The following is a 22,905-nucleotide window of genomic DNA, read 5'->3' on the forward strand; positions in this document are numbered from 1 at the left end:
ACTACCGGTCACCTGACCGTGATCCACGTGCTGATTGGCCGTCACAGCTCAATCTCTTCCATTTCACTGTCGTCATCCTGCACCACTGAAGGTGCGAACTGCTCCAGCACTGCCTGAGTGCCTTCCTGCACGTGCTTGATGCCCCCCACCATCGAGTACACCAACTGGTGATGCGGGCTTAACTGGAACAGGCGTGCCAGCATCTCGTCATCAATGGAACCGACACCACACAGCCCCAGCTGCAAGTCTGCCGCTGCCATGGTCAGCAGTTGCGACATGGCCCCAGCTTCAATCCGGCAGAAGTCCATGCTCATCTCGCCATACAGGGGCTGAATCGCCGCCAGATCCGCGATCAGAAACAAGGAGAATGCAGCGGACTCAAACATGGGCCGGTTGACGAAGTAATCGTAGGCATCCGCCAGATTGATGATCTCCGGGCTGGTGCGTACCAGACGATGCTGCACCGGGTCGTAGCAATAAGCCCCCCCTTCGACGCCGTCAACCCGCCCAGGCTTGATGAACAAATAGGTCTGCACCGGGTACAAACCACCTGCCGAGGCGTAGAGGTATTTGGGGTAACCATTGCGCTCGCGCCGAGCCAGCCAGCGCAGCATGCCAAACAGCTTGGCCACCGGCAGCACGTCTTCACTGAACTGTCGCACCGAGCGGAGTTGGTCAAATTGCTGCTCAAACCAGGCATCATCAGCCTGATCCCCCCGCACTTCAGCCACGCCAGTGGCAAAGCGACGGCGCCCCGGTTCGCGCGCCTTGAACGCCTGGCGGGCATCCGGGTCCTCAATGGTCTCGAGCGTCGCCGATGGCTCGCTCGAAACCATTGGTGCGGATACCACCGGCTTGGGCTGATGCTCACGGTACAGGGCCAACAGGTCATTCAGGGTCGGGCTGGCCATGAACTGTGCCAGCTTCGGCCGGAAGCCCAGCTCAGCATGCAGGGCATTGCTGATGCGCACGATGTCGATCGAACTGGCACCCAGATTGAGCAGGTTGGCCTCCAGCGGGATGTTGTCCCGTTGCAGTGTTTTCTCCACCACGCGGATCAGCTGCAACAAGGCGGGATCATCCGGCAGGCTGATCACCACCGCCTCTTCATGCTGTTCTGCTGGCTCCGGCAGCTGGCCTTTATCCACCTTGCCATTACTGGAGAGCGGCATGCGCTCCAGGAAGGTAAAGCTGCTGGGAACCATGTACGCAGGCAGTTTGCCTTGCAGGAAACTGCGCAGTGCGGCAGCGTTCTGCTCTGCTGCCGCCGTCACCACATAAGCTGCCAGACGCTTCTCGCCCCGCGCTGTCGTCACCACCTTGACTGCCGCCGAGAAGACCGAGGTATGCGACTCCAGCACGGTCTCAATCTCACCCAGCTCGACACGATAGCCCTGAAGCTTGACCTGCCCATCTTCACGGCCAAGAAACTCGATATTGCCATCTGGCAAATAACGCCCCAAGTCACCGGTACGATACAGCCGCAGGCCACTGCGCTCATGGGTGAAGAAGCTCTTGCTGGTCCGCCCGCTATCGCGCCAGTAGCCCTGTGCCAAGCCGATGCCACCGATATACAGCTGCCCGGTAACCCAGGTGGGGCAATGTTCCAGCTGGCTGTTGAGCACATAGAAGGTCTGGTTATCCAGCGCCTTGCCATACGGCACACTGCGCCAGCCCGGCTGCACCGCTTCAATCGGGTAAGCAATGGACCAGATCGAGGCCTCGGTGGCACCACCCAGACTATGCAAAACGGCCTCAGGGCAACATGCCTTGAAACGTGGTGGCAGATTGAGTGGAATCCAGTCACCAGACAGCATGGCCAGCCGCAAGCACGCAGGCAACCGCTGCTGCTGGCTCTCGGCATACTCCACCATCATGCCCAGCAAGGCGGGCACCGAGTTCCAGATGCTGACTTGATGTGCCAGTAACAACGCCTGCCAGTGTTCAGGATCACGGGCACGCTCATGTTCCAGAATCACCACCGCCGCCCCCACAGCCAGCGTACCGAAGATGTCGTACACCGACAGGTCAAAGCTGAGTGAGGAAATCGCCAGGACACGATCCTGTGCCGTGACTGCGAAGCGTTGATTGATGTCGATCAGGGTATTCACTGCCCCCCGATGGTCAATCATCACACCCTTCGGCAAACCGGTAGAGCCCGAGGTGTAGATGACATAGGCCAGATCGGTCTGTCGGGTCTGGATTGCGGGTAGCGCAGCGCCAGGACGAGCGTCGTACACCTGATCCACCACCATGCGCTGCAGCCCCTCGGGCAATGCAGTCTGCACACGGCGCTGGGTGAGTACGATCCGCACCTCAGCCTGCTGCAGGATATGCTCGATTCGCTCCTGCGGCAGCGCTGGGTCCAGCGGCAGGTAGGCGCCGCCCGCATACTGGATGGCCAGCGTGGCCACCACTTGCTCCCAACCGCGCTCCATCAGCACGGCAACCAGCTGATTAGGGCCCACACCTTGCGCTTGCAAGGTGGCCCCCAGGCGCCGCGCAGCGGCCTGCAGTTCGCCATAGCGCAACTGCCGCTCTGGCGCCAGCACGGCGATGTTGTCGGGGGTCAGGCTAACCTGACGGTCAAACAACTGGTGCATCAGCAAATCATGATCTGGCGTCAGGACCAGCTCACCGGCAGGCACCGCTGCACGCGGCAGCAAGCGCTCACTGCTGCAAGTCCAGGTTTCTGCCTGAACCAGACGCTCCAGCAAGTCGCCATAGCACTGGAACACCTCAGCCATCATGTCCGCCGGGAACAGGGCGTCGATGCTGTCCCAGTTGTAATGCAGCTGTCCGTCGTACTCGACCAGCGTATGGTCCAGCCACACCTGCGGCGTCTGCGTGATGCTGAACACCGGCTCGGCATCCAGCAGGTCGTACAGGCCCTTGTCCTCCGCACCGGTTGGCACAAACTCGGTCAGGGTACTGTTGAACACGATCGGCATGGCCGATTGTTGCACCCCCAGCTGACGTGCGCGCTCGCGCAGCACCTGCACACCGCTGATGGCGGAATGATCCATGTCCTGCCATAGCTGCTCCTGCAGCTGGCGCGCCAGCTCGGCAAACGTCTGGTTGGCTTCCAGACGGACCTCCAGCAACACAACCGAGGTGAAGTCACCAATCACACCGTTGATATCCGGATGCAAGGGCAAGCGGTTGAACAAGGGCAGGGTCAGGCTGAAACGGGGCTGGCGGCACCACAAACCCAACACCCGGGCAAACGCAGCCAGCAGCATGATGGACGAGGTGACGGAGTGTGCACGCGCCTGGGCTTGCAGCGCGCTCCAGTGCGCCGGGCTCAGGATACGATCACGACGGGTAAACTGCGGCTTCTCGATCGATTCTGGTTGACACACCAGTGGCAGATCGGGCGCCGGAGCCAGTTCCGCAATTCGTTTATGCCAGTAGGCCAGTGCCCGTTGCCATGCTGCCCCCTGACGCAGTGCATGCTCCGCCACCACATAATCCCGGAACGTAATGCCTACAGCTGGCAGCGAGGCGTCCGGATCAGCGTATAGCTGCATCAGTTCGCGGCCCACAATTTGCCCGCTGGCCGCATCGACAATCAGCGCATCCATGCTGTTGTGCAGATGTGCCACGCCATCATCCAGCACGCTGATGCCGTATTCAAACAAGGGCCACTGGCTGGCATCCATCACTTGATGAGACATCCGCTCGCGCAACAGCTGCAAGCGCTGTTCCACCTCTGTCGGCGGCAGGCCGCGCAGGTCCTGACGGGTCAGCTGATATACCGGCACAGAGGCCAGCGCACACTGGGTGCCATCAGGCCGGAATACCGTACGCAGCATGTCATGCCGGGCAATCAGGCGGTTAAGCGCCAGGGCAAAGCGCGCTTCATCCAGCCCGTGAACCCGCATCTCACCATAGCCGTGTGCGGCGACACCGCCCAGCCCCATGCTTTCCTCCCGTCCGACCCAGTAAGCCTGCTGGATGTCGGTCATCGGGAAAGGCTCGTAGCGTGCATGGGCATCATGCGTGATGACGGGATAGGTCACAGCAGGGTCTTCTCCCGCCTCTTCCGCCATGGCCTGAGCCAAATCTGCCAGTACCGGATGTTTGAACAGCGTACGCAAACGCTGGCCAGCCTGCATGCGTTGATTGATCTGGTGCACCAGCCGGGTGGCCAGCAAGGAATGACCACCTAACGCAAAGAAATTATCCAGTGCGCCCACTTGCGGCACGTTCAAAATCTCGGCCCAGATCAAGGCCAGTTGCCGTTCCACCCCATTGCGTGGGGCCACATACTGCTGTTGGGTGCGCTGCTGGTCTGGCAGCGGCAGTGCGGCACGATCCAGCTTGCCGTTCTGGGTCAAGGGCAAAGCCGGCAGCTTCACCCAGCGACTCGGGATCATGTGCTCAGGCAATACGCGTTTCAGCGCTGCCTGCAAGGACTCGAGCTCCACCTCACCCGTGACATACGCAACCAGTACACGCTCGCCATCCTGCCCGACCTTGACTGCGGCTGCAGCCTCGCCAACGCCCGGCTGAGCCAGCAGTTGCTGCTCGATCTCCCCCAGCTCGATGCGGAAACCGCGCAGCTTGACCTGCTGGTCGGCCCGGCCAACGTATTCCAGCTGACCATCGCGGTTCCAGCGTGCCAGATCACCGCTGCGATACATGCGCTCGCCCTGAGGCTGGAATGGGTCGGCCAGGAAGCGCTCTGCTGTGAGCACATCCTGATGAAGGTAACCCTTGGCCACGGCGGCGCCCGCCAGATATAGCTCACCCACGACCCCAGCTGGTACGGGCTGCAGCTGCGCATCCAGTACATAAGTCCGGACGTTGTCGATGGGGCGTCCAATCGGCGGGAAGGCAGGCCAGCTTGCCATGCAGGTGACATCAAGGGCGAACTGGGTCACCACATGCGTTTCGGTCGGACCATACTGGTTGTACAAGCAGCGGCTGCCCATTTCCTGCAGCAGAAGCTTGAGTTCTTCCGTCACCTGCAGGGCCTCGCCTGCCGTGATGATGTCGCAGCCTGAACCCTTTGCGCAGGGCCCGGAGCGCAAACTGGCCATTTGCTGCAGCACGGCGGCAGGCAGATAGGCCCGCTGAACCCGCTGCTCAGCAATGAAGGCTTGCAGTTGCCCCAAATCCTTGCGTTGCTCTTCAGACAGCATGACCAGCGTGCCACCAGTCGTGAGCGTGCTCCAGATTTCCTGGAACGACACATCAAAGCTGATCGAGGCAAACTGCAAGGTGCGCACAGCTGCAGGCCCCAGCAAGGCTTCGCGTTGCCACTGCAGCAGATTGCTCAGGGTGCGCTGAGTCTGCCCCACCCCTTTGGGTCGCCCGGTAGAGCCGGAGGTATACAGGATGTAGATCAGTTGCTCGGCGGTGACCTCGGCACGCTCCTCTTGCGGCAATGCCTCCTGGCTGACCTCGCCAGCGGACAGCAGTACAGGCACACCCACGTCCGCAAACCGGGATTGCAGCTCCGGCTGAGTCAACACCAGGCAGGGCTTGCTGTCAGCCAGCATGTAGGCGAGCCGTTCCTGCGGGTAGGCCGGGTCCAGTGGCAAACATGCGCCGCCAGCCTTCAGAATGGCCAACATGGACACGATCACCTCAGGCGAGCGATACATGCACAGCCCCACCGGCACATCCACCCGCACTCCGGCGGCCAGTAAGCGGTTTGCCAGCAGGCTGGCCTGCTGTTCCAAGGCCTGGTAGCTCAACTGCTGATCTTGCCAGGTCAGCGCAATCGCATCCGGCGTCGCCATGGCCTGACGCTCAAACAGGCGGTGCACCGGCACGAAAGGCCGAGGCCGTTCAGTCTGGTTCCAGCGCTGCAGCATCGCCTGTTGTGCCGCAGCTGGCATGAGTGGCAAGGTTTCGACCGATTGCAGGTCATCGCGCACCATTTCAGCCAGCACATGCGTCAAACCCTCCAGCAATTGCTGCACGGTTTCGGCATCAAACAACGCGGTCGCATATTCCAGCCCGCCGCGGATCGCCCCATCCTGCTCCCCCAGTGCCAGATTGAGGTCAAACTTGGCAATGTGGTGTGGCATTTCCAGTGACTTCACCTCCAGCCCCGGCAAGGCCAGCTCGCCATCATCGGTATTCTGCCAGGCAAACAGCACTTGGAAGACCGGGCTATAAGACAGGCTGCGGGTCGGGTTCAGCCGCTCCACCAGCTGCTCGAACGGGAAATCCTGATGATCCTGCGCGCCAACGGCCACCTCACGAACATGGGCCAGCAGGTCTTGCACGGTCGTCTCGCCGTCATACCGGATACGCAAGGCCACGGTATTGACGAAGAAGCCAATCAGCGCTTCCAGCGCTTGCTGGCGGCGGTTGGCCACTGGCGAACCGATCACGACATCACGCTGCCCCGCATGACGCGACAGCAACAAGGACCAGGCTGCCAGCAGGACCATATACACCGTGCAGCCATGGCGCTGCGCCAGCAGCTTGATGCTGCGGGTCAGTGTCGGGTCAATGTCATAGGGCAAGACAGCACCGGCATATTGCTGTTCCAGCGGGCGCTTGTAATCCGTCGGTAAGGTCAACAGCGCCGGAGCATCCTGCAACTGTTGCTGCCAGTATTGCCATTGTGGCTCCAGCCCATGCTGTGACATCCACTGACGTTGCCAACCGGCGTAATCCACATACTGCACCGCCAGCGGAGGCAGCCCGTGCGGCGCTCCCTCGATGCAGGCACGGTACAGCGTGCTGAGTTCATGGTTGAACACGCCCATCGACCAGCCGTCGGAGACGATATGGTGCATGTTGACCAGCAGGGCATGGCGCTCATCCGCCAGCTGCAGCAGGGTCACCCGCAGCAAGGGGCCCTGTTGCAAATCGAAGCTGCGTGAAAACACCTCATCCATACTGTGTTGCAGGGCTTGCTGAACATCTGCGGCACCGCGCAGATCCTGCATCTCCAGCGTGAATCCCGCTACCACGTCGGAAACCTGCTGGAATACCTCACCCTCCCGAGACTGGAAGGTGGTCCGCAAGGCTTCATGCCGCGCAACAATGGTTTGCAACGCCCTTTGCAAGGCGGCTGCATCCAGTTTTCCATCCAGCTGCAGCGCCATGGGCATGTGGTACGCCTGACTGGCCTGCTCCATCTGTGCCAGAAACCACAAGCGTTGCTGCGCGTACGATGGCGGCATCAAGGCTTGACGTTCTACCGGCAACAACGCGGGTACAGACTGGCGACCAGCCTGCATCACCTGCGCTGTAAACTCAGCCAGTACCGGATGTTTGAACAGTAGCGCAGGCTTGACCTCCAGCTGCCACTGTTGCTGCATGCGGGTCAGCAGGCGCATGGCCAATAGCGAGTGCCCACCCAGCGCAAAGAAGTGGTCGTGCCGACCAATCTGCGGTCGTCCCAGCACTTCAGCCCAGAGTGCAGCCATGCGCTGCTCATCGTCACCACGGGGCAATTCCAGCTCGAGCGCAGCAGGCGCATCCCATTGTGGTTGTGGCAACGCGGCGCGGTCGAGCTTGCCGTTGCTGGTCAGCGGCAGCTGGGCCAGATGTACGTAGGCAGCCGGCACCATGTAGTCCGGCAGCTCGGCTTGCAGGTGCTGTCGCAAGGCGGCGGCATCCTGTTCCGGCCCGGTGTAGTAGGCCACCAGACGCTTGTCGCCCGGAATGTCTTCCCGCGCCCACACCACCCCGTCCTGAATCCCCGGGTATTGCCGCAGGCGGCTTTCGATTTCGCCCAGCTCGATACGGAAACCCCGGATCTTGACCTGGAAGTCGTTCCGTCCCAGGTAGTTCAGGCTGCCGTCTGTCTGGTAGCTGGCCAGGTCGCCACTCTTGTACAGGCGGTCTCCCGCTACAAACGGGCTGTCGATGAAGCGCTCGGCATTGAGCTCAGGCCGGTTGAGGTAGCCTCGGGCAACCCCGGCGCCACCGATGTACAGCTCACCCACCACCCCTACCGGGACCGGCTGGCGCCAGGCGTCCAGCACGTACAGTCGGGTATTGTCGAACGGTGTACCCACCGGTAACGTTCCATCCGGCAAGTCCGTTGCGTCCTGAATCAGCAGTCGGCTGCTGTCAATCGCTGCCTCGGTAACCCCGAACGCGTTGACCAGTTGCATCCCGGCAGGAGCAACTTGGCGAACCGCACGCGCCAACAGGCCATCCCAGGCATCCGAACCGCAAATCAAGGTTTCCAGCGGGGCCAGAGTCAGCTTCCTGGCGGACAGATACTGGACCAGCGATGAGAGCACCGCGGGTACAAAGTCAGCAAAACCCACCTGATGGGTCTGCATCAATTGATACAGCGCGGCAGGCTCGAGCAAGGCAGCCTTGGGACAAATCACCAGTCGTCCACCAAAACACAAGGCACGCAAGATGTCTGCCGTGCAGACATCGAATGCAAAGCTGGCCATCTGCAGGACGCCCAGACCTTGGCGCAGCGGATAGCAGCCCGCCCAGGCATCGACAATCGACAGCACATTGCGGTGCTCGATCATCACCCCCTTCGGCTTGCCCGTCGAGCCCGAGGTGTAAATGATGTACGCCAGGTGGTACCCACTCAGCCCTTCTACCCCCTCATTACGGTCGTCTCCAGCGTCCTCCTCTCCCAACTGCTCCAGCCACAGCACCGGGCTGCCGCCCTGCCCTGCGCCTTGCAGCGCGGCGGCCGCCGCCGCGTGACTGACCACCACCACCGGCTCGCTGTCTTGCAGCATGTGGCTGAGCCGTTCTGCCGGGTAGGCCGGGTCGAGCGGGACGTAAGCTCCACCCGCCTTGAGGGTCCCCAGTACCGCAACCACCATGTCCAGCGAGCGTTCCAGACACAGGGCGACGCGTTGGTCAGGCCCAACGCCGTGGGCGCGCAGTTGGCGGGCCAGCCGGTTGGCGCGGCGGTTGAGCTCGCGGTAGCTGAGGCGTTCGTGCTGGTATTCAACGGCAATGGCGTCGGGCTGGGCTTGCGCCTGGGCTTCGAAGCGGTGCTGGATCAGGCCTTGCGGTTCGCTGATCTGTGCCGGATTCCAGTGGTAGAGCTGACGCTCTCGGCTCTCGGGACTGAGCAGGTCGAGTGCGGGTAGTGGGGTGTGGCTGTGTTGTTCGAGCTGTTCGACCAGTTGTTGCAGCGCTTGCTGCATCAGGCTGGTGAGTTCGACCGGGTCGAGTCCCTGGCTGCTCTGGGCGGTGATGTGTAGTTGCTCTCCCAGGTCGTCGATGTCGATGACGCAGGGGTAGTTGACGCTTTCACCGCTGGCGATGATCTGGTGTGTCCGCTCCCAGTCGGGGGCGGCCAGGTTCTCAGCGAGTACCGTGCGGTTTCGGTAATTGAGCAAGGCGGTGAACAGCGGTGCGCGCGGTGGCAGTGCGCTGCTGCGCTGGGCCAGCGAGAGGGGGGCATGCTCGTGCTGGAGCAGTTCGAGCAGCTGGCTTTGGGCGTGACGGACACCGGCAGCCGCATCCAGCCCATCCAGCTTGAGCCGGATCGGCAGGGTGTTGATGAAGGGGCCAAGGATGCGGTCTGCGCCTTCCAGATTTTGCAGACGCCCGAACAGGACGGTGCCGAAGACGATGTCGCTCTGGCCAGTGGTCTTGGCCAGCAGCATGCCATAGGCCAGATGACTGAGGCTGGCGGTGCTGACGCCGTGCTCACGGGCAACCTGGCGTAGCCGTTGGGTCAGGCTGTCCGGCAGGACCTGCCGGTGTTCGCGTGCGGTGCTGCCATCGCCCTGGATGTCGAGAACACCGAACGGGGCGGTGGGTTCACTGAAGTCACCCAGCTGTTGGCGGAACCAGGCTTCGTCACCTTGCGGGTCGCTGTGGTGCTGGATGTGGGCAATGAAGTTGCGGTACGGCAACGGTTGCTCCAGCCGGGCCTGCTGTCCATGCAGGCAGGCTTCGATCTCGGCGTGGAATTGTTTGATCGAGGTGTTGTCGTCGATGATGTGGTGGAACACCACCATCAGCAGCCAGCGTTGATGCACCGGGTCCGGGCTGAGCCACAGGCGGAACAGGGGCGCTTGCCCGAGGTCGATGCGCATGCGGGCCTGTTCGAAGCGCTGTTGCATTTGTCCGGCAATGTCGCCGTCTTCCGGGGACAGCTGCAGCACGTCCAGCGGCAGCTGTGCCTGACGCCAGACGATCTGCACCGGTTGCGGCAGGCCTTCCCACATGACGGCAGTGCGCAGGATGTCGTGGCGGTTGATGACCGTCTGCATGGCGTCGACATAGGCGCGCGCGCTGTGCTCGCTGTCAAAGGCGTAGTTGACCCAGACCAGATAGGGGTCGCCCTGTTCGGCCATCATGTGGTGGAACAGGATGCCTTCCTGCAGCGGGGAGAGCGGGTAGATGTCCTGTACATTCGCCGCACCGCCCGGTACGACGGCAACGATACGGTCGATGTCGTCCTGCTGCAGGTTCACCAGCGGTAACAGGTCTGGTGTGATGTGTGTGCAGTTTGCCGGGATGCGGTTGGCTGGAATTTGCCAGCGTGCGGCGGCCGGTTGCAGGGCGGCGGCCAATCCGGCCAGGTTCGGAGTGCCAAACAAGGCGCGCATGTCGCCATTCAAACCCTGGCGACGCAAGTGCTCCAGTACACGGACAGCCAACAGTGAGTGGCCACCCAGCGCAAAGAAGACGTCATGGCGGCTGATGCGGCCGACGCTGAGGGCTTCGGCCCAGATGGCAGCCAGTTGCGTTTCTTTCTCGCCTTGCGGGGCGCTGTACTGCCGTTGTCCGTAGGCATCGCCTTCCGGTTTGGGCAGGGCTTTGTGGTCGAGCTTGCCGTTGCTGGTCAGCGGCAGCTGGGCCAGATGTACGTAGGCGGCCGGGACCATGTAGTCCGGCAGCTCGGCTTGCAGGTGCTGTCGCAAGGCGGCAGCATCCTGTTCCGGCCCGGTGTAGTAGGCCACCAGACGCTTGTCGCCCGGGATGTCTTCCCGCGCCCACACCACCCCGTCCTGAATCCCCGGGTATTGTCGCAGGCGGCTTTCGATTTCGCCCAGCTCGATACGGAAGCCCCGGATCTTGACCTGGAAGTCGTTCCGTCCCAGGTAGTTCAGGCTGCCGTCTGTCTGGTAGCTGGCCAGGTCTCCACTCTTGTACAGGCGGTCTCCAGCGACAAACGGGCTGTCGATGAAGCGCTCGGCATTGAGCTCAGGCCGGTTGAGGTAGCCTCGGGCAACCCCGGCACCCCCAATGTACAGCTCACCCACCACCCCCACTGGTACCGGCTGGCGGTAAGCGTCCAGCACGTAGCAGCGCAAGTCACCCAACCCGCGTCCGACCGGGCTGGTCTGGCCGTGTTCGGCATCTGCTGCGGTGAGCGGGCGGTAGGTGGCGTGTACGGTAATCTCGGTGATGCCGTACATGTTGACCAGTTGGGTGCGGGCATTGCGTGGGTCACGATACCAAGGCTGCAGGCTGCTCAGTTCCAGTGCTTCGCCACCAAAGATGACGTGGCGCAGCTGGTGGGTCTGGCTGCTGTGCTGTTGCGCGGCAATCAGGCCGCGGAAGGCGCTGGGCGTCTGGTTGAGAACCGTCACGCCACGCTCGCTCAGCAACTGATAGAAGTCTCCCGGCTGACGGGCCGTTTCCTGCGGCACCACCACCAGACGGCCACCGTAAAACAGTGCTCCCCAGATCTCCCACACCGAGAAGTCAAAGGCAAAGGAGTGGAACAGGGTCCAGACGTCCTGCGCGCTGAACTGGTAATCCGCCTGGGTGATGTCGAACAGACGCAGCACATTGCGGTGCTCGATCATCACCCCCTTCGGCTTGCCCGTCGAGCCCGAGGTGTAAATGATGTATGCCAGATTCCGCCCACTCCGCCCTTCAACCTCCTCATTACGGTCGTCTCCGGCGTCCTCTTCTCCCAACTGCTCCAGCCACAGCACCGGGCTGCCGCCCTGCCCTGCGCCTTGCAGCGCGGCGGCCGCCGCCGCGTGACTGACCACCACCACCGGCTCGCTGTCTTGCAGCATGTGGCTGAGCCGTTCTGCCGGGTAGGCCGGGTCGAGCGGGACGTAAGCTCCACCCGCCTTGAGGGTCCCCAGTACCGCAACCACCATGTCCAGCGAGCGTTCCAGACACAGGGCGACGCGTTGGTCAGGCCCAACGCCGTGGGCGCGCAGTTGGCGGGCCAGCCGGTTGGCGCGGCGGTTGAGCTCGCGGTAGCTGAGGCGTTCGTGCTGGTATTCAACGGCAATGGCGTCGGGCTGGGCTTGCGCCTGGGCTTCGAAGCGGTGCTGGATCAGGCCTTGCGGTTCGCTGATCTGTGCCGGATTCCAGTGGTAGAGCTGACGCTCTCGGCTCTCGGGACTGAGCAGGTCGAGTGCGGGTAGTGGGGTGTGGCTGTGTTGTTCGAGCTGTTCGACCAGTTGTTGCAGCGCTTGCTGCATCAGGCTGGTGAGTTCGACCGGGTCGAGTCCCTGGCTGCTCTGGGCGGTGATGTGTAGTTGCTCTCCCAGGTCGTCGATGTCGATGACGCAGGGGTAGTTGACGCTTTCACCGCTGGCGATGATCTGGTGTGTCCGCTCCCAGTCGGGGGCGGCCAGGTTCTCAGCGAGTACCGTGCGGTTTCGGTAATTGAGCAAGGCGGTGAACAGCGGGGCGCGCGGTGGCAGTGCGCTGCTGCGCTGGGCCAGCGAGAGGGGGGCATGCTCGTGCTGGAGCAGTTCGAGCAGCTGGCTTTGGGCGTGACGGACACCGGCAGCCGCATCCAGCCCATCCAGCTTGAGCCGGATCGGCAGGGTGTTGATGAAGGGGCCAAGGATGCGGTCTGCGCCTTCCAGATTTTGCAGACGCCCGAACAGGACGGTGCCGAAGACGATGTCGCTCTGGCCAGTGGTCTTGGCCAGCAGCATGCCATAGGCCAGATGACTGAGGCTGGCGGTGCTGACGCCGTGCTCACGGGCAACCTGGCGTAGCCGTTGGGTCAGGCTGTCCGGCAGGACCTGCCGGTGTTCGCGTGCGGTGCTGCCATCGCCCTGGATGTCGAGAACACCGAACGGGGCGGTGGGTTCACTGAAGTCACCCAGCTGTTGGCGGAACCAGGCTTCGTCACCTTGCGGGTCGCTGTGGTGCTGGATGTGGGCAATGAAGTTGCGGTACGGCAACGGTTGCTCCAGCCGGGCCTGCTGTCCATGCAGGCAGGCTTCGATCTCGGCGTGGAATTGTTTGATCGAGGTGTTGTCGTCGATGATGTGGTGGAACACCACCATCAGCAGCCAGCGTTGATGCACCGGGTCCGGGCTGAGCCACAGGCGGAACAGGGGCGCTTGCCCGAGGTCGATGCGCATGCGGGCCTGTTCGAAGCGCTGTTGCATTTGTCCGGCAATGTCGCCGTCTTCCGGGGACAGCTGCAGCACGTCCAGCGGCAGCTGTGCCTGACGCCAGACGATCTGCACCGGTTGCGGCAGGCCTTCCCACATGACGGCAGTGCGCAGGATGTCGTGGCGGTTGATGACCGTCTGCATGGCGTCGACATAGGCGCGCGCGCTGTGCTCGCTGTCAAAGGCGTAGTTGACCCAGACCAGATAGGGGTCGCCCTGTTCGGCCATCATGTGGTGGAACAGGATGCCTTCCTGCAGCGGGGAGAGCGGGTAGATGTCCTGTACATTCGCCGCACCGCCCGGTACGACGGCAACGATACGGTCGATGTCGTCCTGCTGCAGGTTCACCAGCGGTAACAGGTCTGGTGTGATGTGTGTGCAGTTTGCCGGGATGCGGTTGGCTGGAATTTGCCAGCGTGCGGCGGCCGGTTGCAGGGCGGCGGCCAATCCGGCCAGGTTCGGAGTGCCAAACAAGGCGCGCATGTCGCCATTCAAACCCTGGCGACGCATGTGCTCCAGTACACGGACAGCCAACAGTGAGTGGCCACCCAGCGCAAAGAAGTTGTCATGGCGGCTGATGCGGTCGACGCTGAGGGCTTCGGCCCAGATGGCAGCCAGTTGCGTTTCGGTCTCGCCTTGCGGGGCGCTGTACTGCCGTTGTCCGTAGGCATCGCCTTCCGGTTTGGGCAGGGCTTTGTGGTCGAGCTTGCCGTTGCTGGTCAGCGGCAGCTGGGCCAGATGTACGTAGGCGGCCGGGACCATGTAGTCCGGCAGCTCGGCTTGCAGGTGCTGTCGCAAGGCGGCAGCATCCTGTTCCGGCCCGGTGTAGTAGGCCACCAGACGCTTGTCGCCCGGGATGTCTTCCCGCGCCCACACCACCCCGTCCTGAATCCCCGGGTATTGTCGCAGGCGGCTTTCGATTTCGCCCAGCTCGATACGGAAGCCCCGGATCTTGACCTGGAAGTCGTTCCGTCCCAGGTAGTTCAGGCTGCCGTCTGTCTGGTAGCTGGCCAGGTCTCCACTCTTGTACAGGCGGTCTCCAGCGACAAACGGGCTGTCGATGAAGCGCTCGGCATTGAGCTCAGGCCGGTTGAGGTAGCCTCGGGCAACCCCGGCACCCCCAATGTACAGCTCACCCACCACCCCCACTGGTACCGGCTGGCGGTAAGCGTCCAGCACGTAGCAGCGCAAGTCACCCAACCCGCGTCCGACCGGGCTGGTCTGGCCGTGTTCGGCATCTGCTGCGGTGAGCGGGCGGTAGGTGGCGTGTACGGTAATCTCGGTGATGCCGTACATGTTGACCAGTTGGGTGCGGGCATTGCGTGGGTCACGATACCAAGGCTGCAGGCTGCTCAGTTCCAGTGCTTCGCCACCAAAGATGACGTGGCGCAGCTGGTGGGTCTGGCTGCTGTGCTGTTGCGCGGCAATCAGGCCGCGGAAGGCGCTGGGCGTCTGGTTGAGAACCGTCACGCCACGCTCGCTCAGCAACTGATAGAAGTCTCCCGGCTGACGGGCCGTTTCCTGCGGCACCACCACCAGACGGCCACCGTAAAACAGTGCTCCCCAGATCTCCCACACCGAGAAGTCAAAGGCAAAGGAGTGGAACAGGGTCCAGACGTCCTGCGCGCTGAACTGGTAATCCGCCTGGGTGATGTCGAACAGACGCAGCACATTGCGGTGCTCGATCATCACCCCCTTCGGCTTGCCCGTCGAGCCCGAGGTGTAAATGATGTATGCCAGATTCCGCCCACTCCGCCCTTCAACCTCCTCATTACGGTCGTCTCCGGCGTCCTCTTCTCCCAACTGCTCCAGCCACAGCACCGGGCTGCCACCCTGCCCTGCACCTTGCAGCGCAGCGGCCGCCGCCGCGTGGCTGACCACCACCACCGGCGCGCTGTCTTGCAGCATGTGGCTGAGCCGTTCTGCCGGGTACGCCGGGTCGAGCGGGACGTAGGCGCCTCCCGCCTTGAGGGTGGCCAGTACGGCAATCACCATGTCCAGCGAGCGTTCCAGACACAGGGCGACGCGTTGGTCAGGCCCGACGCCGTGGGCGCGCAGTTGGCGGGCCAGCCGGTTGGCGCGGCGGTTGAGCTCGCGGTAGCTGAGGCGTTGGTGCTGGTATTCAACGGCAATGGCGTCGGGCTGGGCTTGCGCCTGGGCTTCGAAGCGGTGCTGGATCAGGCCTTGCGGTTCGCTGATCTGTGCCGGGTTCCAGTGGTAGAGTTGCCGAGCTCGACTCTCGGGACTGAGCGGTTGCAGCTGCCACAGTGCTTGAGCCGAATTTGCGACCATCTGTTTCAGCATGGATTGGAACATGCCCAGATGCTCGTTAATGCTGTGCTCCGTAAACAGGGCGGTTGCATACTCCATACCGCCCACAATGCAGCCACCCTCTTCCCCCAGAGACAGGGTCAGATCAAACTTGGATACGGCGTGCGGTAATGTCACCGTCTGGCTGTGAAGTCCCTGCAGGGCAAGCAGTTCATTTTCATTGTTCTGCCAGGCAAACATCACCTGAAATACCGGTGTATGCGCGAGATTACGCGGCGGATTCAGTGCCTCCACCACCTGCTCAAAAGGCAGGTCCTGATGGTCTTGCGCCTCCAGCGACACGCTACGGACCTGTTGCAGGTACTGCTCGATGCTGGACTCCGGCTCCGGCCGCAACCGTACCGCCAGGGTGTTGACGAAAAAGCCCATCAGGCCTTCGAGCTCGGTACGGCGGCGATTAGCCACTGGCGTACCAATCACCACATCCTGCTGACCAGCCAGCCGAGCCAACAGCAGCGACCATGCCGCTATCAGTACCATGAAGACGGTGGTGCCTGTGCGCTGTGCCAATTCGCGGATGGACTGGCTGAGCCCTTCATCCAGCTGCAGGTGCTGCAAACCGCCGGTAAACTGTTGAACGGCAGGTCTGGCATGGTCAGTTGGCAACGGCAGCAATACCGGTGCCTCGTGCAGTTGCTGCTGCCAGAACGCGCGTTGACGGCGGAACATCTCGCTGGTGGACTGGTTTCTCTGCCAACCCGCGTAATCTGCGTACTGGATGGCCAAAGGCGTCAGCGTGGGCGCTTGTCCCTGAAGCAGCGCCTCATAACCTGCCGCCAGTTCCCGGCCCAACACCCCCAGCGACCATCCATCTGTAATGATGTGGTGCAAGGTAAGTAGCAGCACATGCTCTTCTTCTGCCAGCCGGAACAGCTGTGCTCGCAGCAAGGGGCCTTGCATCAGCTCGAATGGCTCACTCAGCGCTTGCTGCATTGCCTCCGGCAAATGTGCCTCAGCAGAAACCGGAATGACCTGCAACAGCGGTTGCGGATAACGCACATCAAAGCACTGGTAGAGCTGACCTTCTGTCACCTGAAAGCGTGTACGCAAGGACTCGTGGCGTTCGATCACATGGTGCAGTGCCTGCTGTAATGCATGGACGCTCAGCTGACCTTGCAGGCGCACCGCAAAGGGCATGTGGTAGGCCTGCTGGCTGCCTTCCAGCTGGGTCGAGAGCCAGACCCGCTGTTGCGCGTAGGATGCCAGTAATGGTGCCTGACGATCCACAACGTCAATCGACTGCCCCCGGCGCAATGCGCGCAGTTGTTCAATGGACAGGCTTTGGCGGATCGAAGGTGTAACCATAGCTGCAGCACTCCTGCACGAAGTCAGAACCGGGTTCGGGAATAACGGTATGGGGCAAAGCCTGTGTTATCGCGCCAAGTGATACACCATGCCTGCAGGCATGATGAAGCATCGCATTACCGCAATGACGGAGTACGTTTCAACAGGCTGGCTGGTGTATTGCAGAGGCGACCCGGCCATGCCATAGCATGATCTGCAAGCGAGTGCTTCGGGGCGGCATTGAAACAAGGTATTGGACAGCATGATCAGGGCAATCATGCACGGCATTCCAACTGGGGGTACCAATCAACATCTGCGCAATCCTCTTGTTCCCAGGAACGACCGTGACCTACATTGGGTACGGTTTTTTTGAGCGTCTTGGACACGTTATTTGTCCAAGTAAAATTTTAGAGGCACTATACAGCTGAAATTAAGCTTTGAAAAGGGAAACTCAACCCTGCTGGTGATACGCTAATACCACTTCCTCACATTGCAGGTCAGCCTCATTACCAACATGCTCCGATGAGGATGAGGGCACTCTTGGGTCAATACCTTGTGCTTGCCAAAAGTGTCTCATGACCTGATCGACACCATGCGGGCATACCGTTCTCAGGTTGGGGTCAAAGAACATGCCCTTGAAGGGGGGGCTGGTGATGATTTCATACGAAGGGAAGTAGTCCACATGGTCATGCGTATCAGCCAGCTCGCCCGCAACCGCGCGCAACACAGACTTGGACTGCGTGGTCGCACACAACACATGCTTGCCACTAGCAGTCGCGGTCAGGGGCACCGGCGATACTGTCAAGAGAACACGAAGTGCCGGATTATGAATCTTCAGCAGCTGCAATAGCTGTTGCATGTCCTGCAGGATCTCTACAAACCGGTAGTTATGAAATTCGTGAAGCTGTGCATCAAACCGGCCATGCAAAGTACCTGGGCACATTGGATAAACGTAGCCGTGCTGGCGATGGCGCCAGGCTTCTGTCAGCCCCAGGGTAAACACCAGCAGTGTCGCTTGTTGCACGCCATCACGAATGGCCCGAAGCGTGGTCTCACGTCCTTGCTGCAGCATGGCCTGTGAGGCATAGCCATCGGGAAGAATGGCCGGGCGGAATGGGTCATACCAGCGGCCTTGCGCCTCCCACATCTCATCCGGCATGGGCGCTTCGCCAAATGCCCAGCGCAGCCATTGCAGAAAACCGGCGACGGTATACAGGTTGCCGGTGCGAAACGAAAAGACACCATAGTGGTTGGCGGCATGCTCGGAGCGCGGCAGCCATGCGGGGGCGGGCTCGGTATCCAGCCAAGAGATCCCCGCGCTGGCCATGGCGCGGCTAATGTGCTGCGCAAAACATGAGCCCGCAGTCAAGACCCGGTCATCCCGGGTGAGCGGGAAACGGGGCTGCCATAAGCCAGAGATTGAAAACGCATCCCGCTCCGCAATGGCTGTGCGCCAGAATGCAACTGGGGGTAAAGCCTGGTAAGGGTTCACTACCGCGCTCCACATTTTTGGTGATACTAAAATATGGAGCGCGGTAGAAGCAAATGAAATTTCGTTTGCAGCCCTCAGTGCTTCAACTCGGGATGATCACGCCAAGCGGGCATGCCTCGCATGTACTGCCGTGTCTGGGCTTCTGCCGACTGTCGGTCCAGTAGTGGATCATGCTGCAGCGCCCATTGCACCATGCGCTCGAACCGTTCGGCAAAAGGCTGCAGCTTCCCATGTTCATCGGTGCAGTAGGTGCAGAAAACGCCTGTTTCAATACGCATGCCACAGCTTTGACATTCACTCATGATCCGGACTCCAGTGATTGAGGGGTATGGCAGCCGCCAGCCAGCGCTGCAGCAAAGCAATCAGCTGCTGTTGTTCAACCGTGCTCAACTGTTGCAATGAAGCCGCCATTAAGTCGGCATCCAGTGGTCGCTGCGCTTTGTGCAGGACAGCCAGACCGGCTTCGGACAACCAGACCAAGGTGCGTCGCCTATCCCGCTGATCTGCAAAGCGGGTCAGCCAGCCTTGCTGCTCCAGCCGCATCACTTGCTCACTGATGGCAGATTGGGCCCGCTGCAGATGCTGCACAATTTCACCAATGGTCAGCGGACCCGTCACATGCAAGTGCTGCATCATCGCCAGCGCTTCCGGCCCCGGCCGGCTCTCGCCAGGCTGCCAGCGTACATGCAGGTGCAGGTAGAGCTGGTGATACAGTTCGCCAATTTGACGTGCCACAACGCTACTGTCAGTTACCATGTCGTGATCCTGCCGCGCAGAACTTGTATCGTAAACCCCGATACATCGAGCCTTCAGCTTGGGGCGACCGCCACCTGTACGGTTTGACAGGGCAGCACCTTGTTTAAATCTGCAGCGGCCATGGCGACCAGGAAGCCACGCTTGCCACCGTTGATCCAGATCCGGTCCAGTGCCAGGATGCTGCTCTCCACATAGACAGGCAGTGGCTTGCGGGTACCGAAGGGAGAGGTGCCGCCGACCAGGTAGCCGGTATGCTTATTGGCGACATCCGGATCACAAGGCGTAATGCGCTTGTAGCCCAAGGTGCGCGCCAGCGCTTGCGCGGAGATTTCCCGGTCACCATGCATCAGCACGATCAGCGGCTGACGTGCTTCATTCTCCATCACGATGGTCTTGATCACCGCATGATGGGGCGCACCCAATGCCTCGCTGCTATGCCGGGTGCCGCCCTTCTCCACGTACTCATACAGGCAAGGCTCAAACGCGACACCCGCCGCGCGCAAAGCGCGTACCGCCGTAGTGACCGGGTATTTATCCTGACTCATGCACCCTCTTGCCAGGCAGACAGATAGGCTTGCCACTGCTCACCGGGCAAACGCTGCAGATGCTCACGTACCAGTGCCATTTCCTGCTGACAGGCATCGCGACTGAGCACACCGCGCATCTGCTGGAAACGCTGGAAAACCAGATAGGTGTTGACCACGTCCGTTTCGCAATAGTCACGGATTTCTGCAATACGCCCCTGCTGCCAGGCCTCCCAGACCTTGCTGCCATCCATGCCCAGTTTGCCGGGGAAGCCGCACAGTTTGGCGAGGTCATCCAGCGGTGCATAGGCCCGGCTTTGATACAGCGCCAGCAGGTCCATCAGGTCAATGTGCCTCAAATGGTAACGGCTAATGTAGTTGTTCCACTTGAATTCACGGTCATCATCGCCCAGATCCCAGTAACGGGGTGCCGTCAGGCCATGACGCAAGCTGCGATAGTGCAGCACCGGCAGATCAAAACCACCACCGTTCCACGACACCAGCTGCGGGGTATAGCGTTCTACCCCGTCAAAGAAGCGCTGGATCAGTGAGGCCTCGGGCTCATCCGGTTCGCCCAGCGACCATACTTTGAACCCGGCATCTGAACGCAAGACACAGGAGATGGCGACCACCCGCTGCAGGTAATGCGGCAAGAAATCATTGCCGTGCGACTCCCGCCGCGCCTGCCGCGCCAGCTCCACCACCGCCGCATCACTCACGCTTTCCGGGTGGCCGTGCAGACGCCGTAGGCCTTCGGCATCCGGGATGGTTTCAATATCGAATACCAGAATCGGGACCATGTGCTGCCCTCTTACTTCACACGATTGGTAAGGAAAACACCGGCTATGGTCAGGCTACCACCCAGCACCGTGGCCAGACTCAGCTGCTCGCCCAGCAACAGTACCGATAGCAAGACGCCAAACACGGGCACCAAGTTGGTGAAAATAATGGTGCGTTGCGGCCCAACCGCCTTGATACCCTCGGCATACCAGAGGAAGGATAACACGGTGCCGGGCACCGCCAGATAGGCCAGCAAAGCCCACTCCTGCCAGCCCATATGGACCAGATGCCCCGTCAAGCCATCCTGCAGGGCAAAAGGCAGCAGCAGTACAAAACCCAGCATGCCGGACAGGGTGGTATTGGCCAGTGGGCTCAGGCCCGTCATGGCCCGGCGGCTGATCAGGGTATACACCACCCAGGATAGCGACGCCATCAGCATCACCAGCTCTCCCCACCCGACCGCGCCCTGGGTGAAGCTGGACAGATGACCTTGTGACACCACCCAAAGTGTACCCAATAGCGAGAGGGATACCCCCAACAATCGCATGGGAGACAGGCGCTTGCGGTAAAGCAGTGCCTCGACCAGTGCGGTGAGGATCGGATTCAGTGCTACCAGCAGCGCCGCCCGGCTGGCAGGAATTAGCCCCAACCCTTTGAAGAAAAAGAAATTATAGGCAAATATGCCGGTCAGTGCGAGCCCCAGTATCGTCAACCATTGCTTGCGATTGACCTTGGGCCAACCCTCAGTGCTCAACAAAATGCCCAGCAGCACTAGCGCTGCCAGCAGGAAGCGGCCTGTTGCGGCCACCATCGGCGGCAGCCCGCGCATCACGGCATGCCCGGCAATGAAGGAACCGCCCCAGAACAGCGTCGTCAACACCAACTTCAGATAAACGCGGAACACAAGCACTCCAGCCAAGCCAAAATCATGGCGCTATTGTACCCGGCCCTCCCCGACACACCCGGACGAATTCAGCCAAACTGGCTCTAGGCGTGCCAGGCTTCGACAGAAAGCTGCCGGTCAATCCGAAGTTGCTGCATGAACGCCACATCATGCGACACCACAAGCAGGCTGGCAGGCCATGCCTGCAATACACTGAGCAAGTGGCGTTTCATTGTCCAGTCCAGATTATTGCTGGGCTCATCCAGCAACAATAGGCGGGGTGGCCTGGCCGCCAGACAGGCCAGCGCCAGGCGAGCACGCTCTCCACCTGACAGCCTCTCTACGGTGCAGTTAACCTGCGCCTCATGCCGGAACAGAAAATCACTGAGATGACGACGCAATTGCTGCATGGACCACCCGGGGGCATGGTCCTGCAAACACGCCAGCACGGTAAGTGAAGGCTGCAGGTCCGCATAGTGCTGGTCCAGATACGCCACCTCGGCTGATGGGGGCAAAAGCCAGTCACCCGCACGGTGCAAGGAAACATCGCCCCTCAAAGCACGCAGCAAGGTGGACTTACCACTGCCATTCGGCCCGGTTAACCAGATACGCTCCTTTGCCTCCAGCTGCAGTTGTATACCTGTCAGCACTGGCGCAGCGGGGGTATATCCCAGTACACCTGCCGCAATCTGCAACACATGGCGGTTTCCCCGCTCGGCCGCAGACAGCTGAAAGGAAGGCTGAATCTCCTCTAAGCGCGGCAAAGCGGCTCGCTGCGCCAATAGCGCCTCCCGCTTGTCCCGCAAACCAGTCTGGCGCTGCCCAGCCGTGGTATTGCTCCGCCCCAGCTTGGCTGGCGACTTGATGGTGGCCCAGCGTCGTTCCTCGATCTGCTTGTTGCCGTGCTGTCTGGCCTTGCTGGCCCGCTGCTGTTCCCGCATCAATTGCTGGTGGGCCTGTTGTTGTTCATGCGCGATGGCATTCAGTGCAGCATGCACCTGCTCTCGTTCGGTAGCCTGATGTTGCAGCCAGTCCTCCAGCTCCCCCTGGAAAATCTGCAACTGCCCGTCCTGCAAGCAGTACAGGGTGTCACACAGACCTCGTAACAGCTCAGCATCATGGCTGACGATCAGCAGGGTGCCACCGTAAGTTCGCAGCATACGCTTCAAGGCCTTACGGGCCGCCGGGTCCAGATGATTGCTGGGCTCATCCAGCAGCAGGACATCCGGCTGTTCTTGCAAGACTTCGCTCATGCGCTGTTGCATGTTTTGGCCACCACTGCGTCCGGGTACAGGCGTAATCAACTGCGGCAAGTAGCCGACGTGCAGATGAGGCTGCCGGCGCAGTTGCCCGGCAGACGGCGAGAGCGCTCCGCTCAGCAACTGCAGAAAGGAGGATTTGCCGCTACCGTTGTCCCCCACCAGCGCAATACGCTGCCCGGCGACAATATGCAGGTCTACCGAATGGAAACAAACCCGATGCGGGTACTCAAGGCTAACGCCTTGCAGATGAAATAAGGACATGTATCGCTGCTCGACAATGATGGGGCACAGGGGTCGG

The 22,905-nt window shown here is 61.3% G+C and carries 8 protein-coding genes; all 8 read right to left on the bottom strand.

From position 1 onward, the window contains the following. Window positions 1-41 precede the first annotated feature (41 nt). Window positions 42-16,931, bottom strand: a complete 16,890-nt coding sequence (locus tag HF682_RS01225) for a non-ribosomal peptide synthetase (RefSeq protein WP_168875439.1) — start codon at window positions 16,929-16,931, stop codon at window positions 42-44. A 430-nt stretch (window positions 16,932-17,361) separates the two neighbouring features. Beyond that, window positions 17,362-18,402, bottom strand: a complete 1,041-nt coding sequence (locus HF682_RS01230; protein WP_168875440.1) for a GSCFA domain-containing protein — start codon at window positions 18,400-18,402, stop codon at window positions 17,362-17,364. Between the two features lie 74 nt (window positions 18,403-18,476). Continuing rightward, window positions 18,477-18,704 (bottom strand): hypothetical protein, encoded by a 228-nt coding sequence (locus HF682_RS01235; RefSeq protein WP_168875441.1) that lies wholly within the window; start codon window positions 18,702-18,704, stop codon window positions 18,477-18,479. Next, entirely contained in the window at window positions 18,697-19,158 is a 462-nt protein-coding gene (locus HF682_RS01240) for a MarR family winged helix-turn-helix transcriptional regulator (protein ID WP_168875442.1), read from the bottom strand. The genes HF682_RS01235 and HF682_RS01240 overlap by 8 nt, the downstream gene beginning before the upstream one ends. Before the next feature lie 53 nt (window positions 19,159-19,211). After that, window positions 19,212-19,703: an aminoacyl-tRNA deacylase gene (locus HF682_RS01245; protein WP_168875443.1), complete on the bottom strand. Its 492-nt coding sequence runs from the start codon at window positions 19,701-19,703 to the stop codon at window positions 19,212-19,214. Next, window positions 19,700-20,482 (bottom strand): 3'-5' exonuclease, encoded by a 783-nt coding sequence (locus HF682_RS01250; protein WP_168875444.1) that lies wholly within the window; start codon window positions 20,480-20,482, stop codon window positions 19,700-19,702. Before HF682_RS01250 ends, HF682_RS01245 begins: the two co-directional genes overlap by 4 nt. 11 nt (window positions 20,483-20,493) lie before the next feature. Beyond that, window positions 20,494-21,372, bottom strand: a complete 879-nt coding sequence (locus tag HF682_RS01255) for a DMT family transporter (RefSeq protein WP_308418711.1) — start codon at window positions 21,370-21,372, stop codon at window positions 20,494-20,496. A 77-nt stretch (window positions 21,373-21,449) separates the two neighbouring features. After that, window positions 21,450-22,868: an ATP-binding cassette domain-containing protein gene (locus tag HF682_RS01260; RefSeq protein WP_168875445.1), complete on the bottom strand. Its 1,419-nt coding sequence runs from the start codon at window positions 22,866-22,868 to the stop codon at window positions 21,450-21,452. Window positions 22,869-22,905 lie beyond the last annotated feature (37 nt).

The organism is Leeia aquatica (assembly GCF_012641365.1).
Lineage (GTDB): Bacteria > Pseudomonadota > Gammaproteobacteria > Burkholderiales > Leeiaceae > Leeia > Leeia aquatica.